This window comes from Methylocystis heyeri (assembly GCF_004802635.2).
In the GTDB taxonomy this organism is placed as follows: domain Bacteria; phylum Pseudomonadota; class Alphaproteobacteria; order Rhizobiales; family Beijerinckiaceae; genus Methylocystis; species Methylocystis heyeri.
Genome location: NZ_CP046052.1, coordinates 2,467,574 through 2,490,803 on the forward strand (window position 1 = coordinate 2,467,574; position 23,230 = coordinate 2,490,803).

Annotated in this window: 27 protein-coding genes; 10 read left to right on the plus strand and 17 right to left on the minus strand. The window is 62.3% G+C overall.

Translation table 11 applies throughout. The annotated features are described in order from the left end of the window. Positions 1-2: 2 nt before the first annotated feature. From exbB to H2LOC_RS11285, 4 genes are read right to left on the minus strand one after another with little or no spacing between them, the layout of a single operon-like run. Entirely contained in the window at positions 3-782 is a 780-nt protein-coding gene (gene exbB, locus H2LOC_RS11270; RefSeq protein WP_425487342.1) for a tonB-system energizer ExbB, read from the minus strand. 29 nt (positions 783-811) lie between these two features. Beyond that, positions 812-1,495: a Fe2+-dependent dioxygenase gene (locus H2LOC_RS11275; protein WP_136496480.1), complete on the minus strand. Its 684-nt coding sequence runs from the start codon at positions 1,493-1,495 to the stop codon at positions 812-814. 3 nt (positions 1,496-1,498) lie between these two features. Beyond that, positions 1,499-2,179 (minus strand): Fe2+-dependent dioxygenase, encoded by a 681-nt coding sequence (locus tag H2LOC_RS11280; RefSeq protein WP_136496481.1) that lies wholly within the window; start codon positions 2,177-2,179, stop codon positions 1,499-1,501. 10 nt (positions 2,180-2,189) lie between these two features. Continuing rightward, positions 2,190-4,715, minus strand: a complete 2,526-nt coding sequence (locus H2LOC_RS11285) for a TonB-dependent receptor (RefSeq protein WP_136496482.1) — start codon at positions 4,713-4,715, stop codon at positions 2,190-2,192. A 420-nt stretch (positions 4,716-5,135) separates the two neighbouring features. On the opposite strand from H2LOC_RS11285, the gene hemP reads away from it, so the two are divergent. The 4 genes from hemP to H2LOC_RS11305 all read left to right on the plus strand — a co-directional run bounded on the left by hemP (position 5,136) and on the right by H2LOC_RS11305 (position 7,776). Beyond that, positions 5,136-5,246: a hemin uptake protein HemP gene (gene hemP / locus H2LOC_RS21775; RefSeq protein ID WP_281350566.1), complete on the plus strand. Its 111-nt coding sequence runs from the start codon at positions 5,136-5,138 to the stop codon at positions 5,244-5,246. 228 nt (positions 5,247-5,474) lie between these two features. Then, positions 5,475-6,782 (plus strand): endonuclease toxin domain-containing protein, encoded by a 1,308-nt coding sequence (locus H2LOC_RS11295; RefSeq protein WP_154331633.1) that lies wholly within the window; start codon positions 5,475-5,477, stop codon positions 6,780-6,782. After that, complete coding sequence (locus H2LOC_RS11300) at positions 6,779-7,276, plus strand: contact-dependent growth inhibition system immunity protein (RefSeq protein ID WP_162009751.1); 498 nt, start codon at positions 6,779-6,781, stop codon at positions 7,274-7,276. Before H2LOC_RS11295 ends, H2LOC_RS11300 begins: the two co-directional genes overlap by 4 nt. Before the next feature lie 218 nt (positions 7,277-7,494). Beyond that, on the plus strand, positions 7,495-7,776 hold the full coding sequence (locus H2LOC_RS11305; RefSeq protein ID WP_281350499.1) for a contact-dependent growth inhibition system immunity protein: 282 nt from the start codon (positions 7,495-7,497) through the stop codon (positions 7,774-7,776). A 212-nt stretch (positions 7,777-7,988) separates the two neighbouring features. Here the strand turns inward: H2LOC_RS11305 and H2LOC_RS11310 are convergent, their stop codons facing one another. The 7 genes from H2LOC_RS11310 to H2LOC_RS11340 all read right to left on the minus strand — a co-directional run bounded on the left by H2LOC_RS11310 (position 7,989) and on the right by H2LOC_RS11340 (position 15,351). Then, positions 7,989-8,867, minus strand: a complete 879-nt coding sequence (locus tag H2LOC_RS11310; RefSeq protein ID WP_246207174.1) for a DMT family transporter — start codon at positions 8,865-8,867, stop codon at positions 7,989-7,991. Positions 8,868-8,956: 89 nt separating this feature from the next. Further along, positions 8,957-9,829, minus strand: a complete 873-nt coding sequence (locus tag H2LOC_RS11315; RefSeq protein ID WP_246206800.1) for a sterol desaturase family protein — start codon at positions 9,827-9,829, stop codon at positions 8,957-8,959. Positions 9,830-10,153: 324 nt separating this feature from the next. Next, positions 10,154-11,698, minus strand: a complete 1,545-nt coding sequence (locus H2LOC_RS11320; RefSeq protein WP_136496489.1) for a helicase HerA domain-containing protein — start codon at positions 11,696-11,698, stop codon at positions 10,154-10,156. A gap of 143 nt (positions 11,699-11,841) precedes the next feature. After that, entirely contained in the window at positions 11,842-12,609 is a 768-nt protein-coding gene (locus H2LOC_RS11325; RefSeq protein WP_136496490.1) for a right-handed parallel beta-helix repeat-containing protein, read from the minus strand. 175 nt (positions 12,610-12,784) lie between these two features. Further along, a complete protein-coding gene (locus H2LOC_RS11330; protein WP_136496491.1) occupies positions 12,785-13,834 on the minus strand; it encodes an NAD(P)H-dependent flavin oxidoreductase in 1,050 nt (349 codons plus the stop codon). A 254-nt stretch (positions 13,835-14,088) separates the two neighbouring features. Next, positions 14,089-14,490 carry a DUF1398 domain-containing protein gene (locus H2LOC_RS11335; protein ID WP_136496492.1) on the minus strand — a complete coding sequence of 134 codons (402 nt, stop codon included), beginning with the start codon at positions 14,488-14,490 and terminating at the stop codon, positions 14,089-14,091. Between the two features lie 414 nt (positions 14,491-14,904). Next, entirely contained in the window at positions 14,905-15,351 is a 447-nt protein-coding gene (locus H2LOC_RS11340; protein ID WP_136496493.1) for a cupin domain-containing protein, read from the minus strand. Between the two features lie 129 nt (positions 15,352-15,480). On the opposite strand from H2LOC_RS11340, the gene H2LOC_RS11345 reads away from it, so the two are divergent. Further along, entirely contained in the window at positions 15,481-15,933 is a 453-nt protein-coding gene (locus H2LOC_RS11345) for a MarR family winged helix-turn-helix transcriptional regulator (protein ID WP_136496494.1), read from the plus strand. Positions 15,934-15,972: 39 nt separating this feature from the next. On the opposite strand, the gene H2LOC_RS11350 is transcribed toward H2LOC_RS11345, so the two are convergent. Both H2LOC_RS11350 and H2LOC_RS11355 read right to left on the minus strand, forming a co-directional pair. Beyond that, the gene (locus H2LOC_RS11350) at positions 15,973-16,281 is read right to left on the minus strand and encodes a DUF4231 domain-containing protein (protein ID WP_136496495.1); all 309 of its coding nucleotides are present in this window, start codon (positions 16,279-16,281) and stop codon (positions 15,973-15,975) included. Positions 16,282-16,360: 79 nt separating this feature from the next. Then, positions 16,361-16,675, minus strand: coding sequence for a GNAT family N-acetyltransferase (locus H2LOC_RS11355; protein WP_136496496.1), 315 nt, complete (start codon positions 16,673-16,675; stop codon positions 16,361-16,363). Between the two features lie 82 nt (positions 16,676-16,757). On the opposite strand from H2LOC_RS11355, the gene H2LOC_RS11360 reads away from it, so the two are divergent. The 3 genes from H2LOC_RS11360 (at position 16,758) to H2LOC_RS11370 (ending at position 18,653) form a co-directional block, all read left to right on the plus strand. After that, entirely contained in the window at positions 16,758-17,459 is a 702-nt protein-coding gene (locus H2LOC_RS11360) for a DJ-1/PfpI family protein (protein ID WP_136496497.1), read from the plus strand. Positions 17,460-17,729: 270 nt separating this feature from the next. Next, complete coding sequence (locus H2LOC_RS21580; RefSeq protein ID WP_136496498.1) at positions 17,730-18,050, plus strand: hypothetical protein; 321 nt, start codon at positions 17,730-17,732, stop codon at positions 18,048-18,050. A gap of 204 nt (positions 18,051-18,254) precedes the next feature. Further along, positions 18,255-18,653: a hypothetical protein gene (locus H2LOC_RS11370; RefSeq protein ID WP_136496499.1), complete on the plus strand. Its 399-nt coding sequence runs from the start codon at positions 18,255-18,257 to the stop codon at positions 18,651-18,653. A gap of 22 nt (positions 18,654-18,675) precedes the next feature. Here H2LOC_RS11370 and H2LOC_RS11375 read toward each other — a convergent pair whose 3' ends face one another. Together H2LOC_RS11375 and H2LOC_RS11380 are read right to left on the minus strand one after the other, a co-directional pair. Next, on the minus strand, positions 18,676-19,119 hold the full coding sequence (locus H2LOC_RS11375) for a cupin domain-containing protein (protein WP_136496500.1): 444 nt from the start codon (positions 19,117-19,119) through the stop codon (positions 18,676-18,678). A 24-nt stretch (positions 19,120-19,143) separates the two neighbouring features. After that, positions 19,144-19,596: a carboxymuconolactone decarboxylase family protein gene (locus tag H2LOC_RS11380; RefSeq protein WP_136496501.1), complete on the minus strand. Its 453-nt coding sequence runs from the start codon at positions 19,594-19,596 to the stop codon at positions 19,144-19,146. A 110-nt stretch (positions 19,597-19,706) separates the two neighbouring features. On the opposite strand from H2LOC_RS11380, the gene H2LOC_RS11385 reads away from it, so the two are divergent. Next, complete coding sequence (locus tag H2LOC_RS11385; protein ID WP_136496502.1) at positions 19,707-20,201, plus strand: RrF2 family transcriptional regulator; 495 nt, start codon at positions 19,707-19,709, stop codon at positions 20,199-20,201. A gap of 240 nt (positions 20,202-20,441) precedes the next feature. Here the strand turns inward: H2LOC_RS11385 and H2LOC_RS11390 are convergent, their stop codons facing one another. Both H2LOC_RS11390 and H2LOC_RS11395 read right to left on the minus strand, forming a co-directional pair. Beyond that, positions 20,442-21,410, minus strand: a complete 969-nt coding sequence (locus H2LOC_RS11390) for a glycosyltransferase family 2 protein (protein ID WP_162009753.1) — start codon at positions 21,408-21,410, stop codon at positions 20,442-20,444. Between the two features lie 342 nt (positions 21,411-21,752). Beyond that, on the minus strand, positions 21,753-22,253 hold the full coding sequence (locus tag H2LOC_RS11395; RefSeq protein ID WP_136496504.1) for a YciE/YciF ferroxidase family protein: 501 nt from the start codon (positions 22,251-22,253) through the stop codon (positions 21,753-21,755). Between the two features lie 339 nt (positions 22,254-22,592). Between H2LOC_RS11395 and H2LOC_RS11400 the strand changes: the two genes are divergently transcribed. After that, positions 22,593-23,219, plus strand: coding sequence for a PilZ domain-containing protein (locus H2LOC_RS11400; RefSeq protein WP_136496505.1), 627 nt, complete (start codon positions 22,593-22,595; stop codon positions 23,217-23,219). Positions 23,220-23,230: the final 11 nt, after the last annotated feature.

Below are 23,230 nucleotides of genomic sequence, written 5' to 3' on the forward strand. Positions count from 1 at the left end.
CGTCACTCCGCCGCCCGGATCTTGATTGTGCGATGGCCGCGATCGAGATCGCGCGAGACGATGCGCAGCAGCTCTCCAGAGAGATTGGAGACGCATTCGAGATAGGCGCCGGTCTGGCGCGCGAGATGATTATAGATCAACACGGCAGGAATGGCGGCGAAGAGGCCGATCGCAGTCGCGAGCAGCGCCTCGGCGATGCCGGGGGCGACCACAGCAAGATTGGTCGTCTGCGCCTTGGAGATGCCGATGAAGCTGTTCATGATGCCCCAGACCGTGCCGAAGAGGCCGATGAAAGGACCGGTGGAGCCGACGGACGCCAGAAACCCGGTTCCCCGCTTGATCGACAACGCCTCGGCGCGTTCGACTTCCGCAAAAGCGGAGGCGACGCGCTCCTTGACGCCGGGACCGGAGGGAATGTCGGAGGAGAGCTTCAATTCGCGCATCGCCTCCGAAAGCAGCGCGGCGCTCAGGCGGTCGCCGACGCCCAGCGCAAGGCGCGCTTCCGAAAGCCCCCGCGCCTCGGAGAGCCCGGCTGCGGCCTCGACGGCGCGACTTCGCGCGCGCTTGAGTTCGATGGTCTTGGCGATCAGAACCGTCCATGTTCCGATCGAGGCCATGAGCAGGCCGAGGATCACGAGTTTGACGACGATGTCGGCGTTTGAGAACATCGTCCAGACCGAAAGATCATGGGGCCTCCCCGCCGCGAGCGCCCCATCGACTGCGCGCGCAGTCGTGGGACTCTGCGCCCGAGCCGCCGAGACGAAGGCTTCGAGGCAAAGCATCGCCGGAAAGATAGATCGTATCGCGCTTTTCATGCTTCCGCCCATTTCCGAATGAGGTTGTGGTAGATTCCCGTCAGTCGCACGCAGGCCGGATCGCCTGCGCCGAGCCGGTTGCTCAAGGACTGAATCGCCTGGTCGAGATCGAACAGCAGAGCGCGGGCCACATTGTCCCGGATCATGCTCTGCAGCCAGAAGAAGGAAGCGACCCGCTCGCCACGCGTCACCTTGCGGACCAGATGAAGGCTCGTCGACGGATAGAGGACGAGATCGCCCGCCGCCAGCTTGACCTCCTGCCGCCCGACGCGGTCTTCGATCACGAGTTCGCCGCCGTCGTAGTCATCGGGTTCCGAGAGAAACAGGGTGCAGGAGAGATCGGTGCGGATCCGCATCGCAGAGCCGGGCACGCCGCGAATGGCGTTGTCGACATGCAGGCCGAAATCATGTCCGGCGCCGTAGCTGTTGAAGAGCGGCGGAAAAATCCGGAGCGGAAGAGCCGCAGAAACGAAGGTCGGGCAATCGGCGAGCGCCTGCAGCACATGCTCGCCCAATTCGCGCGCGGCGGCGCCGTCTTGCGGCAGTTGAAGATTGTTCTTCACCAGCGACGATTGCGATCCGGCGGTCACGCGGCCGTCCTCCCATGCAGCCGCCGCCATGGTTTTACGAAAGTAAGCGACCTCATGCTTGTTCAGGACTTCCGGGATGCAGATGAGCATGGCCTAGGCTTCTCCCCAGATGCGGATGAGATTGTGATAGACCGCCGAGAGCCTGCGCATGTCGCCGTCATCGCCGCCGATGCGCGGCGAAAGCTCCTGTATGGCGGCGTCGAGGTCGCAAATAATGTCGCGCTCTTCGTCCGACCTGATCATGCTTTGCAGCCAGACCAAGGACGCAAGACGCGAGCCGCGCGTGATCGGCGTCACCATGTTCGGACTGCCGGCGGAAAACAGGACGACGTCTCCGGCCCGCGGCTTGAACGTCCTGGACCCGAATATGTCTTCGACGATCAGCTCGCCGCCGTCATAGTCCTCGGGCTCCGACAACAGCAGCGTCGCTGCGAGATCGACGCGGATGCGCGCGCCGGTCGTCGCGTCTCCGCGCACGGCGTTGTCGACATGCGGATCGTAGCGATCCCCCGCCTCATATCTTTCGAACAAAGGCGGCAGGATTCGCAGCGGAATCGCCGCCGCCAAAAAGGATGGACTGGCGAGCATGGCCTTCGCCACCGTCGACCCGAGCTTGCGCGACAATTCCGACTCCGGCGAAAGCTGTGTGTTGCGCTTGGCGTTCTTGCTCGCTCCACCCGACGCGGCGCCGTCCTCCCACGACGCGCCGACGAGCGCTTCGCGCAAGCGCGATACTTCCTCCTTTGCGAGCACGGCAGGAATATGGGCCAACATGGCGAGCCTCCTAGAATTTCACGCGGGCTTCGAGATAGACGGCGCGCCCCGGCGCCATCTGCGCGAAAGGCGCCGCGCTCTGGTAAAACGCGTCGTAATAGGTGCGATTGAACAGGTTCTGCACAGAAAGCTTCAACGTCGTGTAGGGGCCGATCTTCGCCTCGGTGAAGACGTCGAAGCGCCAATAGGACGGCAACTCGGTCGGAACGTTGACGAAGGGATTGGCGGCGGTCGGCGCCGGCAATCCCCAAGCGTTGAAGCTGGTTCCGCCATTGGCGACGAGATTGTTGCCGCCATAGACCTTGGAGCGGTAGATCGCCTGACCGCCGAATTCCAGCACATCAGGGGCGAGGCCGAACAGGTCTCCGAATTTATATTTGGAGAGCAGGCTGAAGGATTGATGGGCGACATTCGCGAGCTGCAGGCCGACATTGGTCGGCGCATAGGACTGCGTGACCTTGGACTGCATCAGCACCAGACCGCCGGTCGCGCTCCATTTGTCGGTGATATTGCCTGCGAGCTCGACATCGAGGCCCTGGACATAATAGGCCGCATTGCCGGTGGTCACCCCGGCATTGACCTCGCGCGCATTGCTGACATCGGTCCGGAACAAGGCCGCGGTGGCGAGCAGATGATCGAACAGCAGCCACTTAACGCCGATCTCCTTGGCGCGATTGTATTGCGGCGCGAAAATCTGCGCGGCCGCAGACAAGCCTCCGTAATTCGCCGCGCTGCCGTCGAGCTCGGCGCCGACCGGATTGCTCGATGTGGCGTAAGCCGCATAGAGGCTGACATTGGGCAAGGGTTTCAGGGTCAGACCGGCGTTGTAATTGACCATGCCGGAGTGATTGGCCGCGAAGGTCGAATAGGTCTCGTTGCGGCTGGTGATGGTGTAATCGTCGTAACGCACCCCGCCATTGGCGATGACCGTGTTCTGATAATCCGCCGTCTCGATGACATAGCCGGAGGCGGTGTCGACGGCGATGCGGGTCGGATTGCCGGTGAGGTAAGCCTGGCCGAAGGGCATATAGGTGGGCGGCAGGTAGAGATTGCCGACGATGCTCGGGTTCGACCCGGCCGAGTTGAGCTCGGATTGCAGCCCGGCGTAAGTGTCGCGCGTGAGCTGCTCCCGCGAGAATTCGACGCCGGTCACGACCGCATTGTCGACAGGACCGGTCTTGAACTTCACCACCGCTTCGGTCTGGTTATCCAGCACCGAGGTGGTCTGATTGCGGCTTTGCGGATTGAGATTGACCGTCGCGTTGAAGAGATTGGCGCCTTCGGCGAGCGTGCCGATATAATCCAGAACGGACCGGCCCTGACGGAACTTGTTGCTGAAAGTGAGGTTGTCCGAAACCTTATATTCCGCAGCAAATGTGCCGAAATCCTGTTCGGATTTCTGGTAGTCGCGATCGAGAAAGCCATACCATGTGTTGCGCGGCACGAGGTTCTCGGTGAAGGGCCGGTTCGCGATGCGATTGTAAGGGACGCCGAAGTCCGGCAACCCGTTGAGATAAACATGGTTGTATTCCGCCGTCAGCGTCAGCCCGTCTATCGGCTTGAAGACCACCGACCCCGCGACGCCGTTGCGGTCGTCGACAACATAATTGCGCCCCGCGACATCGGCGTCCTGATACATGGCGTTGAGACGAACCGCGAGGATCGGGCTGATGACCCTGTTGGCGTCCAGCGTGACGCGCTTGGTCGCATCGGAGAAGCCGCCCATGAAGTTGAAATCGGTGAAGTCGCGATCGGTCGCCTGTTTGGTGACGATGTTGACGGCGCCGCCGGCAGTGCCGCGTCCAGCGAAAGTCGAGCCGGGACCGCGCAGGATTTCAACCTGTTCGGTGTAGAAATTCTCGCGGATGCTGACGCCCGGATCACGAATGCCGTCGACGAAAATATCGTTGCGCGCATCGAAGCCGCGGATGAAGAAACGGTCGCCGAAGGCATTGCCGCCTTCGCCGGTTCCCAGCGTCACGCCCGCCGTGCTGCGTCCGATCTCGCGCAGCGTCGTCGCGTTCTTGTCCTCCAGAACCTCTTTGGTCAGGACCGTGACGGTGCGCGGCGTATTGAGGATCGGCTGAGTGAATTTTTCGGAGGAAAGACGCACTGCGCGATAGGGCGCGGCCGGGTCGGCGTAGCGATCGGCGTCCGCGGCGGCGGCGAAGATCGGAACGCTCGAAGCGCCGCCGCCCTGCCCGCCCGCTGAAGCCGCATTTGCGGAAGATGGCCCGGATTGGCGCTGTCCGGCCGAAGCATGAGTCTGCGCAGCATGTTGCGCCGGCCGCGTCCTGGCGATCGCCGCGGGCGCGGGCTTCGGTTTTGCGGGAGCCGCAGGCCGGGGCTTTTCGCGCGGGGCGTCTACCTTGACGGGCGGCAATGTCGTGGAGGCGTCCTGCGCGAAGGCCATTCCGACATTCGAGGCGATCAGAGCCGCAAAGCCGAGCGCTGCGGCGGCAGACCCTTCCTTCGGCGCCTGCCGAAGAGATCTCAATGAGAGTGGGGATTTGATTGAACCTGGAACATGCCCCATGTCGTACAGCCTCCTGCCATGCAGAGATTGCAGCGGTTGCTGGCTGGCTGGGCGTTTCGCTTGGCTGGCTTGCTGGTCGCTCGGATATGATTTCGCTCATGGTGAAGCTGGCGACGCCCGGATTCAAGAAAAAACCGGAGCTCGAAAGTTAGAAGATTTCCAGATTTAATGTCTTCTGGCGCTGTTGAAGCGGCTTGCAGCGAGAGAGCTGTGAGATATTCGACAAAGATGACGCGGAAGTGGGAGAACAGGCCCCTTTCATCCAAACCTGCAACTATTCTAAGGAAGGATATTCGCTGTTGACGCAGCTACATCTTTGCTGAATTTTTTTATTCTATGGAGAGACGATCGAAGAAAGCGCCTCAGAGAGAGGCGATCGCAGGAGCCCGTGGCGCCGAGGACGCGCCTGCGCCGCTCGAAATGGACGCGCGCGAATTGCTTGGACCCCGACAAGAAATGACGATCATCCACGCCGGCGAGCGTTACCGACTGCGCGTCACGGCGAACAACAAGTTGATATTGACGAAATAGGCTTATCGGCGCGCCATCCGGCGAGAAGCAAGTCGCGTTCCAATTCGCGTGGCGGGAGTCAGGGCGCGTTGCGGGCATGATGGATCTGCATCTTCGCCGCGGATGGCCGGCGGGTGTCGACAAGAGGCTCTCCAAAAAAGGCTCTCCGCCAGCTTGACGGGAACATACAGGCAACTATGATGTTTAAAAACATCAATAGCGGGTCTCTGGATGCTGAGAAATTTCAGATTGACCAATGGGGCCGGCGGATTGGGCCTGAGCTGCACTGCCGAGGGATTGTCGCTTGCAGGCGCGCCTCTGCTTCGCAGGACGAGCGCGGGTTTCGCGCCGCGGCCTGCTGCCGAGATCGACGCCTTGCTCGAAACCGCCTATGGCGAGGACCCGACAAGACTGCGTTCGAGCATCGGGCTGATAGCCGAAGCGCTCAACCAAGGCGATTTGGCGCGCGCCTGCATCGCCGCAGTCCTTGCGCGGGTTCCCGAGCTGAGCGCCGAGGCCGCCGCACGCCTCGCGAATTTTGAGAAGGCGCTCGCCAAGTTCGATCCGGAGCGGCACCCGAGGGATTGGCGAGGGCGCTTTACTCTCGCGGGAGGCCCCGATCCGGCAGGTGGAGAGGCGCCCTCGGTTCCTCCGGCGCAATCGGAAGACGAAGCGGATAAAGAGGGGCCACCGTCCCCAACCGCTGCGTTCGAGAGCAAATATGACGAACTGGGGCCGGTCGATTTCACCAAAAAGGTCATCGAGTTCGGCGATCGGCTGGGGCGGGAGGGCCGCAATCTTTCCCCTGAAGCAAAGGAGCGCGCCGCCGCCGAATATGCCTTCCTTCAGGACCGGCTCTCCTTCTGGCTCGATTACGACTACAAGCCTCCGGCTGCGCATGCCAATCTGCTTTCCGCCGCGCTGACTCTTTATCAAGGCGCAATTAATGGCGGCATCGCGACGGCTGGTGAAATGCCGCGCTCGATGGTCGACGTCGGCGGCGCGGCCTGGGCGTTCGATAGCTTTCCGCAAAATATCCGCCCCTCGACGAAGCCTGTGGGCGAGTCTGCGCCGGAGCCCCGAACCACAAGACTCAAAGAATTTGACGAAATCGGAGGCGTCGGCGCCGTCGCCGACAACGGCGAAATCAAGACGAATTGGGTAAAGGGCATCAAGCTCCAAGGAGGGCCCTGGGAAGACTATCTTGCGGGATCTCTTCCGGGCGCGAGAAAATTACCAGCCAACGCCAAGACGTTCGACCTATTCAATCCGCTTACACAGGAAGCTGTTAGCGCCAAGACGTTGAATACGCTGAGCGTGAGCTACATCAGGAAGCCGGAGAGCATCTACGGGAAGCTGAAACGCTACACGGACGCTGCCGCGGATTACGCGCCGCGTAGGAAACGCGATCTCGATCCCGATCTGATCCGCTCAAAAGCAATTCATCTCGCAATTTCTGAGTATACCTCGCCGGTGCAATGGAGGCAGCTACGCAGGGCGAGGCGCTACGCCAGGGAAAAGGGCATCCCGCTCGTAATCACGAGGATCAGAGAATGAAATCGACAGACGTTCTGCCCTTCGCACAGTGGGCAGAAATCTCGCGCACGGAGCGGTTCATCTCCATCGAAACATTGTCTGGATACAGCATGGTCCAGCGCGAAGACGATGGCTATGTGGTCAATCTGGCGCCAGGCGCCGCCGATGAAGAACTGGGACGAGCGCTGTTGGAGGCGCTGAAGTGGAGCCGGTTCATCTGGCCCCCCGACGAGTGGGGCTTCTTTGAAGCCGAACGATACGAACAATGCTATCAGAACTGGGAGAAGGATATCATGCAGCGCTATGGTTACAAATCCACGCGCGACCTTCATAAAAATATGGACTGGTGCCGGGCGAAGAGGTCGGAAGGAAAAATTCTGATACGACCGCACAAGCGGGATAAGCCTGGATATTGGTCCGATCTGCCGCGCGAGAGAGACGTCGTCATTGCCGAAACCAATAACGCCGCCGCGGTGGGCGCGGCGCTGAGGTTGGCCCTGGACCGTTGCGAGTAGCCAATGAAATCGACGGACATCTTGCCCTTCTCACAATGGGCGACAGTGCATCGAACGGAACGAGTCATCTCCATCGAGCCGCTCTCGGGATATGCCATTATCCAGCGCGAGGATGATGGCTTTGTAATCAATCTGGCGCCCAGCGCAACCCACGAAGAGCTGGGAGGAGCGCTGTTGGACGCGCTGAAACGAAGCCGTTCATCTGGCCGCCCGATCCGGTGTTCTCGAAAGCCGAGAGATATGTGCGATGCTATCGTAATTGGCAGGCGGAAGCCATGCGGCGCTATGGCTACAAGACCAAGCGCGCCTTCCATAAAAACATGGATTGGTGCATAACAAAAAGATCCGAAGGAAAAATTACAATCCAGCCCCACAAGCGTGACGCCAAGCCCGAATATTGGGAAGATCTGCCGAGCGAAAAAGACGTCGTCATTGCCGAAACCAATGACGCAGCCGTCGTAGGCGCGGCGCTGAGGTTGGCGCTGGAGCGATGCGAGTAATAGGGTTCGGACTGATCCGTTTGCGTCATCGCGCCGCGAGTGAAGCAGCGCGAGGACTATCCAGCGCCGCGCCTAACCCTCCTGGATCGCCACGGAGCTTACGCTCCTCGCGATGACATCGGGAGCCGTTTTATTCAGGCTCAAACCCACCGACATGCTTGTTGCAGAGCATGCCCCGCGCAGTTTTTGGGAACATGCTTCCTCGCCCATCCCTAATCTGGAACGGCTTTCCTGATCGGTCCGACTTCCACCAGAATCACGCCGAGAAAAATCAGCGCGCAGCCGAGCATCGCCGAAGGCGTCAGGCGTTCGGACAGCAGAGCCGCTCCCGACAAGGCCGCAAAGACGCTCTCGAGCGACAGGATCAAAGCCGCTTCCGCCGGCGGCGTATATTTTTGGGCGAGAATCTGCAGCGTGTAGGCGATCCCGCCCGAGCACAGGCCGGCATAGAGAAGTGCGGGAAGCGCCGAAGTCACACCTTCCGTGGAAAAAGATTCAAAGCTCAGTCCGGCTATGAGGCCACAAAATGCAACGACGCCGTGCTGCGCGAAAACCAGAAAGAACGGCCGCTCGACGCGGCGGAGAAAAACCGGGATCAGGCTTATCGCTCCAGCCCAGGCGAGATCCGCGACGAGCACCAGAGTATCGCCGCCGGACCAGCGCTGGAATTGCCCTTTTTCCGTCAGGAGCCAGGCCCCCGCGATGGACACGGCGCCCGCGACGAGAACCACGAATTTGGGCGGCGCGCCGGTTATGACCCAGACGACGAAGGGAACGAAAATCACATAGAGCGCGGTCAAAAAACCGCCGTTGGTCGCCGAGGTCGAAACGAGGCCGATCTGCTGCAAAACGGCGCCGGTGAAGAGAAAGAAGCCGATCAGACCGGCGAGCGCCAAATCCCCTTTGCTCAAACTGGGGCGATACTTTCGGCAGTGCTCGCGGAGCGCCAGCGGCGCCACCGCGATGAAGGACAGAAGAAACCGAAGACCGACGAAGCTGACCGGGCCCATATGTTCGTTGGCGCTTTTCTGCGCGACAAATGCGGTTCCCCAGATGAATGCGACCAGAAGAAGAAGCAGATCCGCACGCATTCTGGTCACGTTGGACCCCTTTTCTTTTTTGGCGTCATTGGGGTTCGACTGACCTCCGCTTCTCGCGGTGACGGCGCCGAGCGTTTGGTTCAGTCGGAAACAATATCGGTCACAGAGTTCCCCGCGCTGGAAAACGAATTCTTCACTGAGACCAGCGCGCGCCACAACGCGGAAGCAGCGCCGACGACGGGCGTCGCGAGAATGCCGAACCACGAATGAGCGTCTTCGCCTTCTTCCTTCACGCCATAGGAAAGCCGAGGGTTCTCCGCCGAGGGGATTTCGAGCGTGCCGAACATCCAGTCCCACAGGGCGAGCACGCTGCCCATGTTGCGGTTGAAATGTCTTGGATCGTCCGAGTGATGGATCTGGTGGTGCGCCGGACTCATGATCACGCGCCCCCAGGCGCCGCGAACGGGAATCCAGAACTGCGAATGTTGCAGATGTCCGATGGTCCAGAGAAAAACGATAAAAATGACGTTCTTGCCGTCTATGGCGATAATCTGCGTCTCGCGGTCGAACAGCCATGCCAGCACGCCGGAGGCGCCGCCGATAAAGGTAGAGAGCATATAGCCGAAAATGACATTGTCGAGCGGATGGTTCCTGTAGTTGGTCAGAGGCGTCAGGACCTCCGCCGTGTGATGAACCTTGTGCAGCTCCCACAAGAATTCGACCCTGTGTTTGAGATAGTGATCGACGAAATATCCGATCTCATAGGCCAGGAACAGTATTATGGTGGACACCGCCACGATCAGCGCATCGTGACCTCCAAAAAAATGAACTGAACCGAAGATGGCCTGCAATGACGAGCGCACGGCCACAGATACGGCATGCGCGGAGATCATCAAAGTCAGCATGACCGGCGGCAGGACAAACAGGCACAGCGCCAATATCTTCACGTCGGCATGGAAGGATTTGTGCGCTGCGACAGGGGTCCTCGCAATCGCGCGAAATATCGCCGGCAAGCCGGCATGGCCGCGACGCTTCTTTCGGCGCCAGGCCAATGCGCAAACCGCAAAAACAAATGTGCAGATCAACGAGTAAATAGAAAGAATCGAGCCTGGCGAAAACAACTCGGAAGTTATCGGATCCAGCAAGTAGCGGGTAACGCCGTGCAGTTCCATCGGCTCATGTCTCGCCAAGCGCCGTCGCGCGAAATCGATGCTCGAGCGCAGCGCAAGCTCCGGTGGAAACCCGCTTCGGCGCCTGCCTTGTTCTCTCCACCGTCCGCCGCGCTCGAGATCGACGATACTACCGCCGCCTTTTGCTTTCCAGAGGTTACGTGCAATTCACCCGAACGGAAGTTCGGCCGGCGGCGCTTCGGGAGTCTCCACGCTTTCCGGGGCATTGGGATCGCCGGGTTCGGTTTCCCACGCCGGCCCCGGGATCGCCACGATACGGCGCCCGCGGCCGTCGAGGCGGCAGACGATCGCCTGTTGCTCTTCCAGATAGGCCAAGAGCCTGCGCGCCCGTCGCGGCGAGCGGGTGCCATAGGCGCGGGCGACCTCGGCGTCGGAGGGACAGGGGCGCTGGTCGAACGCCGCGCGCGCGAGGGAGAGAAACACGCCCTGCGCGTCCTCGGGCAGGCTTTCCGCCATTCCCAGCACTTCGCCCCAGGGAGAGCCCTCCGCCTCCGCCTCGGCGAGATCGACGCCGGCATGCGCCGCGGCGAGCCGACGCCGGAAGGACGCGAGGCTCAAGGACTCGCCCCCGATGCGGCGAATCCTGCAGCGCACCAGAAAATCCTGGTAGAGCGTGGCGATACTGCGGAAATCTCCGGTTTTCTCGGACAGGATTTCATTGAGGGCGGCGTCGATCGCGGCCTGTCGCTGTTCCGGCGTGAGGCCTGGAGGCGGCTCTGCCGGGGCGGGCGACGCCGCCGGCCCGCTGCGGGCGAGCTGAGCCAGCACCTCCGCCGTAGGGGTCACGGAGGGCGAGCGGCGCGGGACCGGCAGGCTCGGCTCATTCTCCCCCGGGGTGAATATCAGCTCATGGACGTCCTCGGCGGCCGGAGACTCCGGCAGCGGCGTCAATCTGGGATTGGCCGAGCGCGCCGCGGTCTCGACCGGGCCGATGCGCACCGGGAGGGGGCGGCGCGCCAGGGCCGGGCCGAGGGCGACGAAATTGCCGCTTTCGAGATCGCGGAACATTTCGGCCTGGCGCCGCTCCATGCCGAGAAGGTCGGCGGCGCGGGCCATGTCGATATCGAGAAAGGTGCGGCCCATCAGGAAATTGGAGGCTTCGGCGGCCACATTCTTGGCGAGCTTGGCGAGGCGCTGGGTGGCGATGACCCCGGCGAGGCCGCGCTTGCGCCCGCGGCACATCAGATTGGTCATGGCCCCGAGCGACGCCTTGCGGGCCTCGTCGGATATTTCGCCTGCGGCAGCCGGGGCGAAGAGCTGGGCCTCGTCCACCACCACCAGGACCGGGTGCCACATCTCGCGATCGGCCTCGAACAGGCCGCCGAGGAAGGCGGCGGCGGCGCGCATCTGCCGCTCGGCGTCGAGCCCCTCGAGATTGAGCACCACGGAGACGCGGTGCCGGCGCACCCGCGCCGCAATGCGCTGCAGATCGGCCTCGTCCCGCTCAGCATCCACCACCACATGGCCGTAACGCTCGGCCAGGGTGACGAAATCGCCCTCGGGGTCGATCACGGCCTGCTGTACCCAGGGCGCGCTCTGCTCCAGCAACCGGCGCAGCAGATGCGATTTGCCGGAGCCGGAATTCCCCTGCACCAGCAGGCGGGTGGTCAGCAGCTCCTCGAGGTCCAGGACGGCCGCGCCCCCGCCCCCGCGGACGCCCATTTCGATGGAAACCTTGGGCGAGGCCGTCATTGCGGCGCCCGCGCTGCGGTGAAGGAACAAAAACTCATGGCGCGACTCATATCGATTCGCGCCGCGCGTTCAACAGCGCCGGGGCCGGTCGCGCCCGAAGATCACAGGCTCCGCGACCGCCGGCCCCGACGTGGGGCGTGAGCTTACTTGAACGGGGCCGTGGAGGTGAAGGCGCCCGAACCGGACACGCTGTTGCTCGGCCCGAACGAAACCGCCGACGCACCGTTGAGCAGATTTATCGCGATCGGGCTTCCGCTCAGCACGCTGTTCCCCACCGAGATGAGATTGCCGGCGCCGTTGGCCTGAACCGCGAAGCTGGAATTGTGGTCGATAATGCTATGGGAGACTATGCCGACATTGGCGACGCCGCCGGCTCCCTGCACATTGAGCCCGCCTGCGTTTGCGATGATTTTCGAATCCTGGATGAAGACGCGGCTGCCTGCGGTGTTGGTGGCGATGCTGACGCCGTTCTGGCTGAAATGTCGAATCGTGCAGTTGATGACATAGGTGGCGCCGCCGCCGATGATATGGACGCCATCGAGCCCGGTCCCGTTTGCCCCGTCAAAATCGAGGCCTTCCAGGATCACGGTGTCGCCCGCCCCGGCGGAAACGACGACGCCGTTGGTGCCGGATACGAGCACGCCCGCTTCGGTATGATCGGAACGTATGGTGATCGACTTGGTGATGGTCACGGCCCCGAATCCGCCGGGATCGAGCACATTGATCTCGCCCGCGACCGCGGTCTTGGAGATCGCGCCGGCGAAAGTCTTGCACGGCGCGGTGCGCGAGCACGGATTGGCGTCGTCGCCAACGCCCGACACCCAGGTTCTCGTCGCCTGCGCGGCGGCGGGAGCCGCCCCCAGCAGAAGCGCGACGCAAACAAAGATAAACCCGACGATTGAACGCTTCATTGTTTTTTCCTCCCAAACCTCCCGGCGCGCCTTCCGCTCGTCGGAGCGATCGAAAATCGCGCAAGGTCAAAAAGTTGAGCGCATTATCCAGACACGGACGGGCTCAAGGTTTCACGAATTGCGAACCTTGCAAAGCGGCGACGCCGCTTTTTGCGTGAGCCCGGGCGAAACATCGTTAAGCCCGCATCGGGACAGGGTTCAAAAGCTCCTGCGCCTCGCGCCAAAGGCGGCGCGTCAGCTCGCCCGCATCCTCTTCCCGCGCCAGCGCCGCGGCCTCTCCCGCCCATAGGGGCGAAAAATCCGTCCGTCCGCGCGCCTCGAAAGCCGCGCGCAGCGCCGCCGCCGCCGCCGCCGCGAGCGGAAATTCGGGCGTCTCCCGGTTCAGCGGGCCCTGCTCGCGCATGAACCTCGTCAAAAGCCCTCGCGCGGGACGCCCGGTGTAGAGATTGGTGAGGCGGGTCGCATTATCCCGCGCCTCGCGCAGGGCGGCGCGGTGAAGGTCGGAAATCTTCGCCTGCGGCGTCGGCAGAAACGCGGTGCCGATCTGCACGGTCGCGGCGCCGAGCATAAAGGCCGCGGCGATCCCGCGTCCGTCCGCAATGGCGCCGGCGGCAATCACAGGGATGCTCACCGCATCGGCGATCTGCGGCAGCAGCGCGAAAAGGCCGGGCTGGGCGTCGATGTCTTCTTCGAGAAACATCCCGCGATGGCCGCCGGCCTCGCGGCCCTGCGCGATAATGGCGTCGACGCCCCGCTCAGCGAGCCAGCACGCTTCTGCAACTGTGGTCGCCGACGACAGGATTTTGGCGCCCGTCGCCTTTACGCGCGCAAGTAGGCTCTCCTCGGGGAGGCCGAAATGGAAGCTGACGACAGGCGGGCGGGTCTCCTCGACCACGGCGCACATGGCGTCGTCGAAAGGGGCGCGGGCCGGGCCGGCCTCGGAAGCGCATTCGAGCCCGGCCTCGGCGTAATAGGGCGAAAGCCGCTCCAGCCACCGCCGCTCGATATCGGCGTCCGCGCGCGGGGGCTTGTGAACGAAAAAATTGACGTTGAATGGAGCCCTGGTTTGGGATCGCACCGCCGCAATCTGCTCGCGCGCCGTCTGCGGGGTCAGCATCGCGCAGGGCAGCGAGCCGAGACCGCCGGCCTCGCAGACCGCAATGCAGAGCTCCGGCCCCTGCGCGCCGGCCATGGGGGCCTGGATGATGGGAATGGTCGAGAACATGGCGCTCCTCCCGAGCGGCTCGAATATGAACTTGCTCCCGCCAGCCGCAGGGACAAGCCCTTATGAAAAAACGACCGCTCGTTCCGCTGCATTTGCGCGCGGGCCCGGCGGATGCCAGGCCCTGGGACGGGACGCCGAAAGCGGCGATGAAAAAGCTACTCCTGAGCCGCGCCCGCGAAAATCAAAAAACAATGCGCCGACATGCTGCGCGCCTTCGTGTGAGCTGCGTGGAGCGCCTAATGGAAATTGGGCTCCTACTGAGGGAAGTGTTCAACGTGCGTCTCGGCGGTTCGGCCAAAATATACGGCGCGACGACCGGAGAAGGACACCACGTAGCCCACGCAACCGCCTGCCATGACCTTCGCGCAGAACCCCAAATATGTGTAGTCGGGAACGGATTGTTGCGCTTCCCTGATCGCCGCTTGTAGAACGAGGGCGTCCAGCGCGTTCCGTATCGGCGTTTGGTGGCGATGCGTGGGAAGAACGATGCTCTCGCCGTCCGGTAGATAGTATGTCGCGGTCGCGCGGCGGAAATCGATCGCGTAGCTCTCGAAACCCGCCTGCATCAACGCCCCCACAATTTGGGGAAAGGTCATGCTGTTGCGTTCAGCGCCATGCAGGCAGCTTTCCGCGATCTTCGATAGTTGTGCATCCATGTGGTTCTCCTTGGTTTGGGGTTGGTGTCGGTCAATCGAGGGGCATGGCGGTTAGGCCGAACCGCTTGACGGTCTCCTCCAGATTCCGCCGAAGGGCGTGCCGGTCGTCGGTTGCAAGGCTCCCGAAACACTCGGCTTCGTTCCAGTCAGCCAACGCCGCCAATTCCGCCCACGAAATTGGCTCCCTTGGCCGTGAGCCTCAGGGTTTGCCCGCGTCCGTCGTGTGGGCAGACTTGGCGAATGACGGGAAAACCGGCGCGGTCGAAAATGGTCGACATACCCCTGATCGCGGACGCGAAGGGATGGGTTTGGGCCATCCTGTGGCGGCGCGAATGCGCCACAAGCAGCCCCAGCGCCCCTTTGGGCTGGCCCCTGACCACATTAGCGCGGGCATTGCAATGCGGCGCGAGAGACTTACGCTTCGTGGCTGGGCGGGGACAAAACCAGACCGTAGCGGGTCATCACCTCAGCCATTTTCGCGGGGTTGGGGCCACCCGCGACGCCAACGACCTCGGCGACGTCACGGAAATATTGCGCGCCGATGTCGGGAGTGAGGATGACAAGCACTCGCGCCACGCAATCATGCGGATTGCTGAAGCCATGCACGACGCCGCGCGGCGTATAACTGCGCTCGCCCGGCTTTAGATCGCGCACTTCACCGCCGACCGAGCAGCGCAGCGCGCCTTCGAGGCAGTAGATGATCTCCTCGTTTTTGCTGTGGCTGTGGGGCGGGGGCGCCCGCGCCCCTGGCGGCATGGTCAGCTCGAACATTCCAGAGGCGGCTCCATTAACGGCGCCATCCAGGAGATAACGGACTTCAAGTCCCCCAATGGTTATGACCGCCTGCTCAACCGGCTTCATGGCTTCCAGCTTTCCGATCGCATCCGGCTCCGATATTGGCCAATCTTATGGATTCTTCCGCAGTTTGCCGGATGACGGTTCCCTGTGGTAAAGCGGCTTTACCTAAACGAGTAAAGTGGCTTTACCGCATTGTCAAGCGATCGACTGAAGCAAATTCCCGGCAGCGAGAAGGCTCCTTATGTCGGCGCGCTGTTGCGCCTGGCCCACCAAGTGGCGCGTTCTCGCCTGCTGCAGGCTTTGGCCGAACGCGGCCTAGCGGATGTCACCGAGGCGCATTTAGGCCTGTTCCAGTACCCTCCGGCGGACGGCATGCGGCCGACCGACCTGGCAAAGCGCCTCGGCGCGTCGAAGCAGGCGGTGAACCATCTCGTCGGTCAACTCGAAAAGCTTGGCTATCTGCAACGCCGCCGCGAACCGGGGAACGGACGCGCCACTATTCACTTCACCGAACGCGGATGGCTGGTTCTAGAATCGAACATTGCCACCATGCGCCAACTCGAAGCTGACTGGCAGCGCCAGCTTGGCAAACGGCGGTTCGCCGACCTCAAGGCGGCGCTGCAAGAGCTGACCGGATTCACCTGACAGATCGAATCCCGCCATCCCAGACCCAACCTGCGTCAATCAAGAATTTTGCACCGTGCTGCGGGCTGCGCCCGTGGCCGAAGGTTCATTGGCCATCGTCATCACGTTCAACGTCGCAGCGTTTTCTGCACGGATTGCATCCTCGACCCGCTCGACGAACAACTTGAAGGCATCATCTGGCGCCATATTTCGGTAAACGCCTATCCCGGATTTAAAGAAAATTGTCTCGTGCCCTAGCAACTGCTCAGTTGAGCGATAATTTTTCCACTGCTCTCGATAATGAATAACGCTCTCGAGGGAAACAAAAATTACAACTAGCAGGCTTATAATTGTAACAGTTACTTTCATTATCGGAATACCCTATATAATAGGATTGTAAGGTATATTTATAATGACCGGCACCAGTCCCCCAGCTACAACGGAAAAGCTACGCATGCCAATGTATCGTGATTTTGCTACAACGGATTTTTTTTAGCGACGGGACAAAGCCGAAATGCCGATACAAGGATGCGGCGGCTTCGTCTTTGGCGTGGACGGCGAGAGCGCGAATGCCGCCGATATCCGCCGCCTGAGGCGTGCGCGTCAGCGCATCGAGCAGCAGCCCTGCCCCAATGCGTCGGCCCTGCCGATCGCTATGAACCGCGAGGCGCGCCTGCACCATTGTTCCCATGGATCGCGTACCCGTCCGGCTTTGCCGTCTTGACGCGCAATCGGCAGCGCCCTCGCCTTCATCGCCGACCATGCTTAAGATGAGCGAAGAAGGTCGTTTCGCCACTGACGGTCGGCGCTCGAATAAGGCGTCACGCAAATAAGGGGCTCAACCCATGTCCGCGCCTCCTTTCACCATTGTCTTTGCCCTCTATGACGGCATGACCCAGCTCGATTTCACCGGCCCGCACGAATTTTTGAGCCGCGCGCCCGGGGCCGAAACGATCCTCGCCAGCCGAGACGGCGGCGCGGTGAAATCGGAGCGGTTGGAATTCAACGGCACGGTTCCGCTGGCGAGCGTCCCGGCCTGCGACCTCATTTGCGTTCCCGGCGGCCTTTCGGCGACGACGATCGCATGCGATCCGGTCTTTACCGCCGAAATCCGCCGGCTCGGACTCGGCGCCCGTTATGTGACTTCGGTCTGCACGGGCTCGTTCATTCTCGGCGCCGCCGGGCTTCTGCTCGGCAAGCGCGCCGCCTGCCATTGGGCCTGGCGCGAACTCCTGCCGCTGTTCGGCGCCTTCCCCGTGGCCGCGCGCGTGGTTCGCGACGGCGATGTGATCACCGGCGGCGGCGTGACCGCGGGAATCGATTTCGCCCTGACAGTGCTCGCCGAAATCAGCGGCGACGAGACCGCCCAGGCCATACAGCTCGGCCTCGAGTACGATCCCCGGCCTCCTTTCGAATCAGGCTCGCCCGAATCTGCGCCGCCCGAGATCCTGGCGCGCTGCCTGGCCGCGAATGAATCGCTGAAGAAGAAGCGCCGCGCCGAGGCCGAGGAGGCTGCGCGGCTTTGGGTAACGAAATCATCCATTTGACGGCGGACCTCCAGGCGGCGGGCGATCCAGGCCGCCTCTCGGCGATCGCGGCGGCGGCCGCGCTTTTTTTGCGAAGGCGCCGCCCTCGGCTATAAAGCTGTTTCGACGCGACGACCGCCAGCCTGTCCCGGGCGGTCGCGCTCGACTGCCCCGACGGCGGAAGTCCGTTCCAGATGTCACGAATACGCCTTATCCGTGACCGAGCGCCGAGGGCGCTAAAAGCCTATTCGCCCCACTCGATTTCACCGGGCGACCACAGGAGCAAAACAAATGCGCAAAGTCATACTGGCTGTCGCCGCCGTAATCGTCGTTGGAGCCGCCGCCGGCCTCCTCGCTTTCCATAAGTCCGAGGCGACGCCGGAAGCGCCCGCAACCGCCGCCGCGCCCGCAGAGGCGCCGGCTTCTTCGGCCGAAGCTCCTGCGCCGGAGGCCGCGCCGGCCGCTGCAAGCCATGCCCAAAGCGAGCCCGCCGCCCCGCAGGCCGCCGAACCCGCCCCTGCTCCGGCGCCGGCCGACGCCCATGACAAGATGAACGGCAAAAAGGCCAAGAAATCCAAGGAACACAAGGCGAAGAGCCAGCCCGCGCAATAATCGGCGACTCGAGCCGAAAGCGCCCCGCCGCCTGCGCCGCGGCAGGGCGCTTTTTTTTGCCGCGACGCCTTCCTTCAGCTCCCGTTAAACAACAATCATGGACTTCCTTGAATTGCAGGGCGTTGCGCCTTTCCATGTCCAGGCGCGCCATCAGCGGCGCATCACGCCGCCGAGCGCGGCCGGGCTCGCGCCCTGGGGGTAGACATGACGAAGACGCAGGCGTTGATCGCAGCGCTGGCTGCAGCGAGTTCCTTCATTTTTCCCGCATCTTGCCGGGCGGGCGGCTATTTCGCGGAGGAAGTGATTTTCATCGAGCCCGCGCCCACCGTGACCTATCAGGACTGGCTGGTGCGGCAGCTTCCTACCGGCTCGCCGCTCTATAACCGGCCCTGCACCGTATCGAATGGCGACCGGCAGCTCGGCGTGCCTTGCGAGGCCGTCGCGGCGGCGCTCGCCGGCCCTCTGGAGCGCGGCGTTTTCCCCGCTGTGCCGGTCACTTTGGCCTATCCCGACGACGCGCCTGTCTATTACTTCAACGGATGCTATGGCCGGCATCACCGGCGCCATGCCGGACCTGCGACGAGGCCCTGCTACAGGCACTGAAGCCCCGCCGCGCGGCCATCCTCTAATGGCGCCCGAAGACAGTGACTTTTTCGTCCTGGCCGAGCGCATGAAAGGCCAGGATCTCGGCCGGAGCCGTATCGCTCGCGTTCTCGGCGAGACTGTGCACGACGCCCGGCGGTTCGAAGAATGATTGTCCCGGCGCCAGGGTCTGAACCGGCTCGCCTCCAATTTGGGAGCGGATCGTTCCGGAGACCACATAGCCCCAGACAGAACCGCCATGACTGTGAGCCATGGCGCATGAGCCAGGCGGGAAAACCACCCGAACCATGACGACCCTTCCGCCCGGCCATCGAGGAAGCGCATCTTCGCGCAAAACCTCCGCGACCGCCCGGGGTCGGGACGAGTCGCATTCCTTGTCTATCCCTTCCTTTTGACCAATGCGCTCTGCGGCGAAGGCGCCCGCCGTCGACAGGGCCGCGGCGGCGACGATAATGCTCCGTTTCATGCCGGTTCGCCTTTTTACGTCGGCTTACTGCGCCGCATCGACGGGGTGGCTCATGCGCGAACCGACTGCGATCCGGTTCCAGAGATTGATCATGCCGATCGCCACGGTCAGGCGCCCGATCTCCGCTTCGGAGAGGACGGCGCGCACTTTTTTCCAGGCCTCGTCCGGAATGCCAGTCTCTGCGGCCAGCGTCACGCTTTCGGTCCATTCCAGAACCGCCCGTTCGCGCTCGTCGAACAGCGGCGATTCCCGCCATACCGCGAGCAGGTGCAGCTTCTGCGGCGCAACCCCGTCGGCGAGCGATTCCCGGACATGCAGATCCACGCAATAGGCGCAGTGATTGATCTGCGAGGCGCGCAGCTTGAGCAGATGAAGCAGCTGCGGATCGAGTCCGGATTTTCGCACTGCGAGGTCGAGATCGCGCACGACGCCGTAGAGCGCGGGCGCTGCTTCGGCGATATTCATCCTGCGTTCCATGAGGGACGATCCTTTTTGCCGTGGATTGGAGAGGCTTCCGATTCGTGGATAATTTATATCCACGATTGTCGCGCCATTCAAGCCGGGTCTTGTTGTCGGGGGAACAGGGATTGAGACGACTGAGCGATGGAGTGGAGGCGGCGTTGCACTGCGCGCTCGTGCTGGCCGGGCTGGGCGAGGGCCGGGTGCTTCCCGGCAAGGCCCTCGCAGAACTGCACGGGCTTTCCGAAAGCTATCTGCTCAAGCACTTGCGCGCCCTGGCGGAGGCCAAGGCGATCGAGGCCGCGCCTGGCCCCCGCGGCGGCTATCGGCTGGCCCGCCCGCCCGCCGAAATCACGCTGCTCGACATCGTCGAGGCTATCGACGGCCGGGAGCCCGCTTTCACCTGCCGCGAAATCCGCCAGCGCGCGCCGGGAAAGTCCACGAACCCCTGCGACTACAAAATGGAGTGCTTCATCAAAACCAGGATGCTGGCGGCCGAGACGGCCTGGCGCGAGGCCCTGCGCGCCCAGACCCTCGCCGATCTGGTGGCGGACGGCGAACATCTGATCGGCGAGCACAACAGCAAGGCCGTCGCGGAATTCATCGCGAAGGCGCAACGCTAGAGCGTTTCCAGCCGAGTGGACGCCGGTCCGGCGTGGGAAACGCGTCAACACAAACACTCTGAAGCATGTCCACAAAAATTGCGAAGCGGTCTTTGAAAAAGAATATGCTCGGTCAATGAGATTTGGAGCGCGTTCGACCGAGCGCGCTCTGGATCGCCGATTCCGCTTCGCGTCGGGAATGCCGCCGACTGACTCGCGGCCGAGATTCCTGCGTTCCTGCAAGGATGAATTTTTCGCCGCTCAGCCCAGCAGGCGGCTCTCCAGCCGCCGCCGCAGGATCAGGGGCGCCGGCAGCAGCAGCAGCAGCAGCAGGATGTTCTTCAGCCTACGGAGATTTTCGATACCCGGCTGAAACGCAAAGCCTTTGATCGCAGCCATCGTCGTCACCAGCCGGCTTTGATCGGGCAGTTGGAGACGATCATAGCCGCCGTCCTTGGCGACCAGCATCCACAAGGACGGATAGGCGCCGACGAGATGGTTGCGGCGGGGATATGGGACGCCCTTCTCCTGCGCGAAGCGTTGGGCGTTCTGTTGCGCCCAGAACTGGTAATAGGCGTGGTCGCCGAAATTGCGGACGGTTTTCTTTCCCGAGGTCATCGACACATTGCCGCCATGCGTCCGGTAGACGCCGAGCGCTTCGTCGACATGCGCGACGCGGCCGAAAAAGGGCGCCGAATAAAGCAGGTAGGCGTCGACGCCGTCGCCGTCGAGATGCTCCGCGCGGGCGAGGAGTTCGCGGATGTATTTCCGGTCGAAGGCGTTTCCGCTCATGGGCGGAGACGGATAATAGCCATTGGCGGCCAGAAACTCCGCATGGCCTTCGTTCAGGAAGGGCTCGCTCGGCCAGGTCCGGGCGGGATCGCCGTTGAGGCTCAGCCGATAATGAATGCAGGAAACCCCCGGCCGCCAGACCTCCGCCACGCGGGCGCAGGCGTTCTCGAAGAGGTAATCGTCGGCGTCGAGGCTTATGACGAGGTCGCCCCTGGCCGCTTCCAGCCCTTTCTTGAGGGCTTGCGCCTGCCCGGCGTTCTCCTTGAAAATCGCGACGACGCCGGGCCGCGCTTCGATCACCGAGCGAGAATCGTCGGTCGATCCGTCGTCGACGACGATGCATTCCACTTCCGGATGGGTCTGCGCCAGCACCGAGTCTATCGCCTGGCCGACGAAGCGGCCGTAATTGTAATTGGTGATTATGACCGACACCAGCACGGGGTTCTCCTTGAAGCGGGCGCTTCGGCGCGGGTTGCGCTTTACGCGTCCCGATCCAAAGCGAGACGGGGGCGCGCCGCCCCTGTCAGATTGTCTTGATAGTTGAGACGCCCTGAGCAACGGAAGACGGAATCGAAAATATTGCTAAATTAGTAAGAGCGGCGTCCCCGACTCCCGGTTAACGAACTTGAAGCGAATTATCGAAAAAATTACGTTTTTCGGAAGGGCTGCCCTCGACACGTCGCCCGCAAAACAGAGAACCACCGCGATCGACGAGAGAGACGCCGGCCTCCTCTGCGCCGGCGTCTGCGCCTCGGAGATGGTCTCGCGCTGAGATCCCCTTTAGGCCGCGAGCTGGTTTATTCCCTCTTCGGCGAGTTTGGTCAGCTTGGCGTCGGCGGCTTTTTCCTCGTCGAGGTTCTTCCTCAGAACCGAAGCGCAGTCTTCCCGACCGAGCGCTTTGGCCCAGGAGATGAGGGAGCCGTACGTGGTGATTTCATAGTGCTCGACCTTCTGGGCCGCGGACACGATGGCCGCGTCGAGCACGCCGCCTTGCGAATCCGACGCCATTTCGCTTCCTTCCCTGATGATGCCGTCGATCGCCGGGCAGCTTTCGGACTCGGGATTTACGCCATGCATCTCGAATACCTGGAGCAGCCGCTGCACCTGTCCCTTGGTCTCTTCGAGATGCGACGACAACGCCTGTTTCAATTGCGAAGAGCGCGCCGTCTCGATCAAATCCGGCAAGGCCTCGACGATCTCGTTTTCCATGTAGTAGGCGCCCTTGAGGCCTGAAACGAACAGTTCGTCCAGGCTCTCGATGCTTTTGCCGAACAGGGTCATCGGAGTCTCCATTTTGGCTGCGGGTTTTCCCGCTTTACCCTGGCGATAGAGCCGGAGAACGCGCGGCGCAGGCCCGCACGGGCGCCCGATCGTCGCTCGTTAAACTCCGGCGCCGAGACGCCGTTCCTTTTGCCTTGCGACAATTTATACGTAAAATCATGCAGATAGGCTCGCGCTGCCGGGAAAGTGCAGACGGAAAACGCAGGAGACCGGGAGCGGCCGACGTACGGACCGAGAAAAGAAAGTGAAATCAAACGCCAAGATTCAGTAAACATGTTTTAATGCTTCTTTTTCATTCTGGCGCTACGGCGTGTTTGAGCCTTATGGCCGGAAAGTATCATGACAAAACAACCCAAATCCGAATTTGAAGGCTGCAAACCCTTATTCGTTCTTTCGGACAGCCGTCGCTTCCAGCGTGTGGAAATCTCTTTGCCCGGGCGCTGCATATTCTCCTCGGGCTCGGAGCATCCCTGCCGCACCGTCGATATTTCTCCCGGCGGCATGCGGCTTTCGGCCCTGGCCTCGCCGAGGCGCGGCGAGACTGTCTTAGCCGACATCGACGATCTGGGACGTTTCGAGGGGAGCGTCATACGCATATTGCACGACGGCTTCGCGATGACGCTGAGGGTTCCGGCCGCGGAGCGCGAGGCGCTCGCCGCCAAGCTCACCTGGCACGCCAACCAGCGCGCCCTCGATATTCCCGACGACCGTTCCCACGGCCGCCTCGTTCCGGTCAATCAATACGCGGTGATGCGCACGCCCGACGGCTGCGAGCATACGGTCCGGATTTCCGATCTCTCCGCTTCTGGCGTCGCGGTGGAGACCTCGGCGCCGGTTCGCGTCGGCCTGCACGTGCTCATCGGCGAGACCGAGGTCACGGTGCTTCGCGTATTCGAGGAGGGCTTCGCAGGGCTGTTTCTGTCGCCTTTCGCTCCGGGAGAAATAAACGAAAACACCATCCTCTGAAGCTCGCGGGT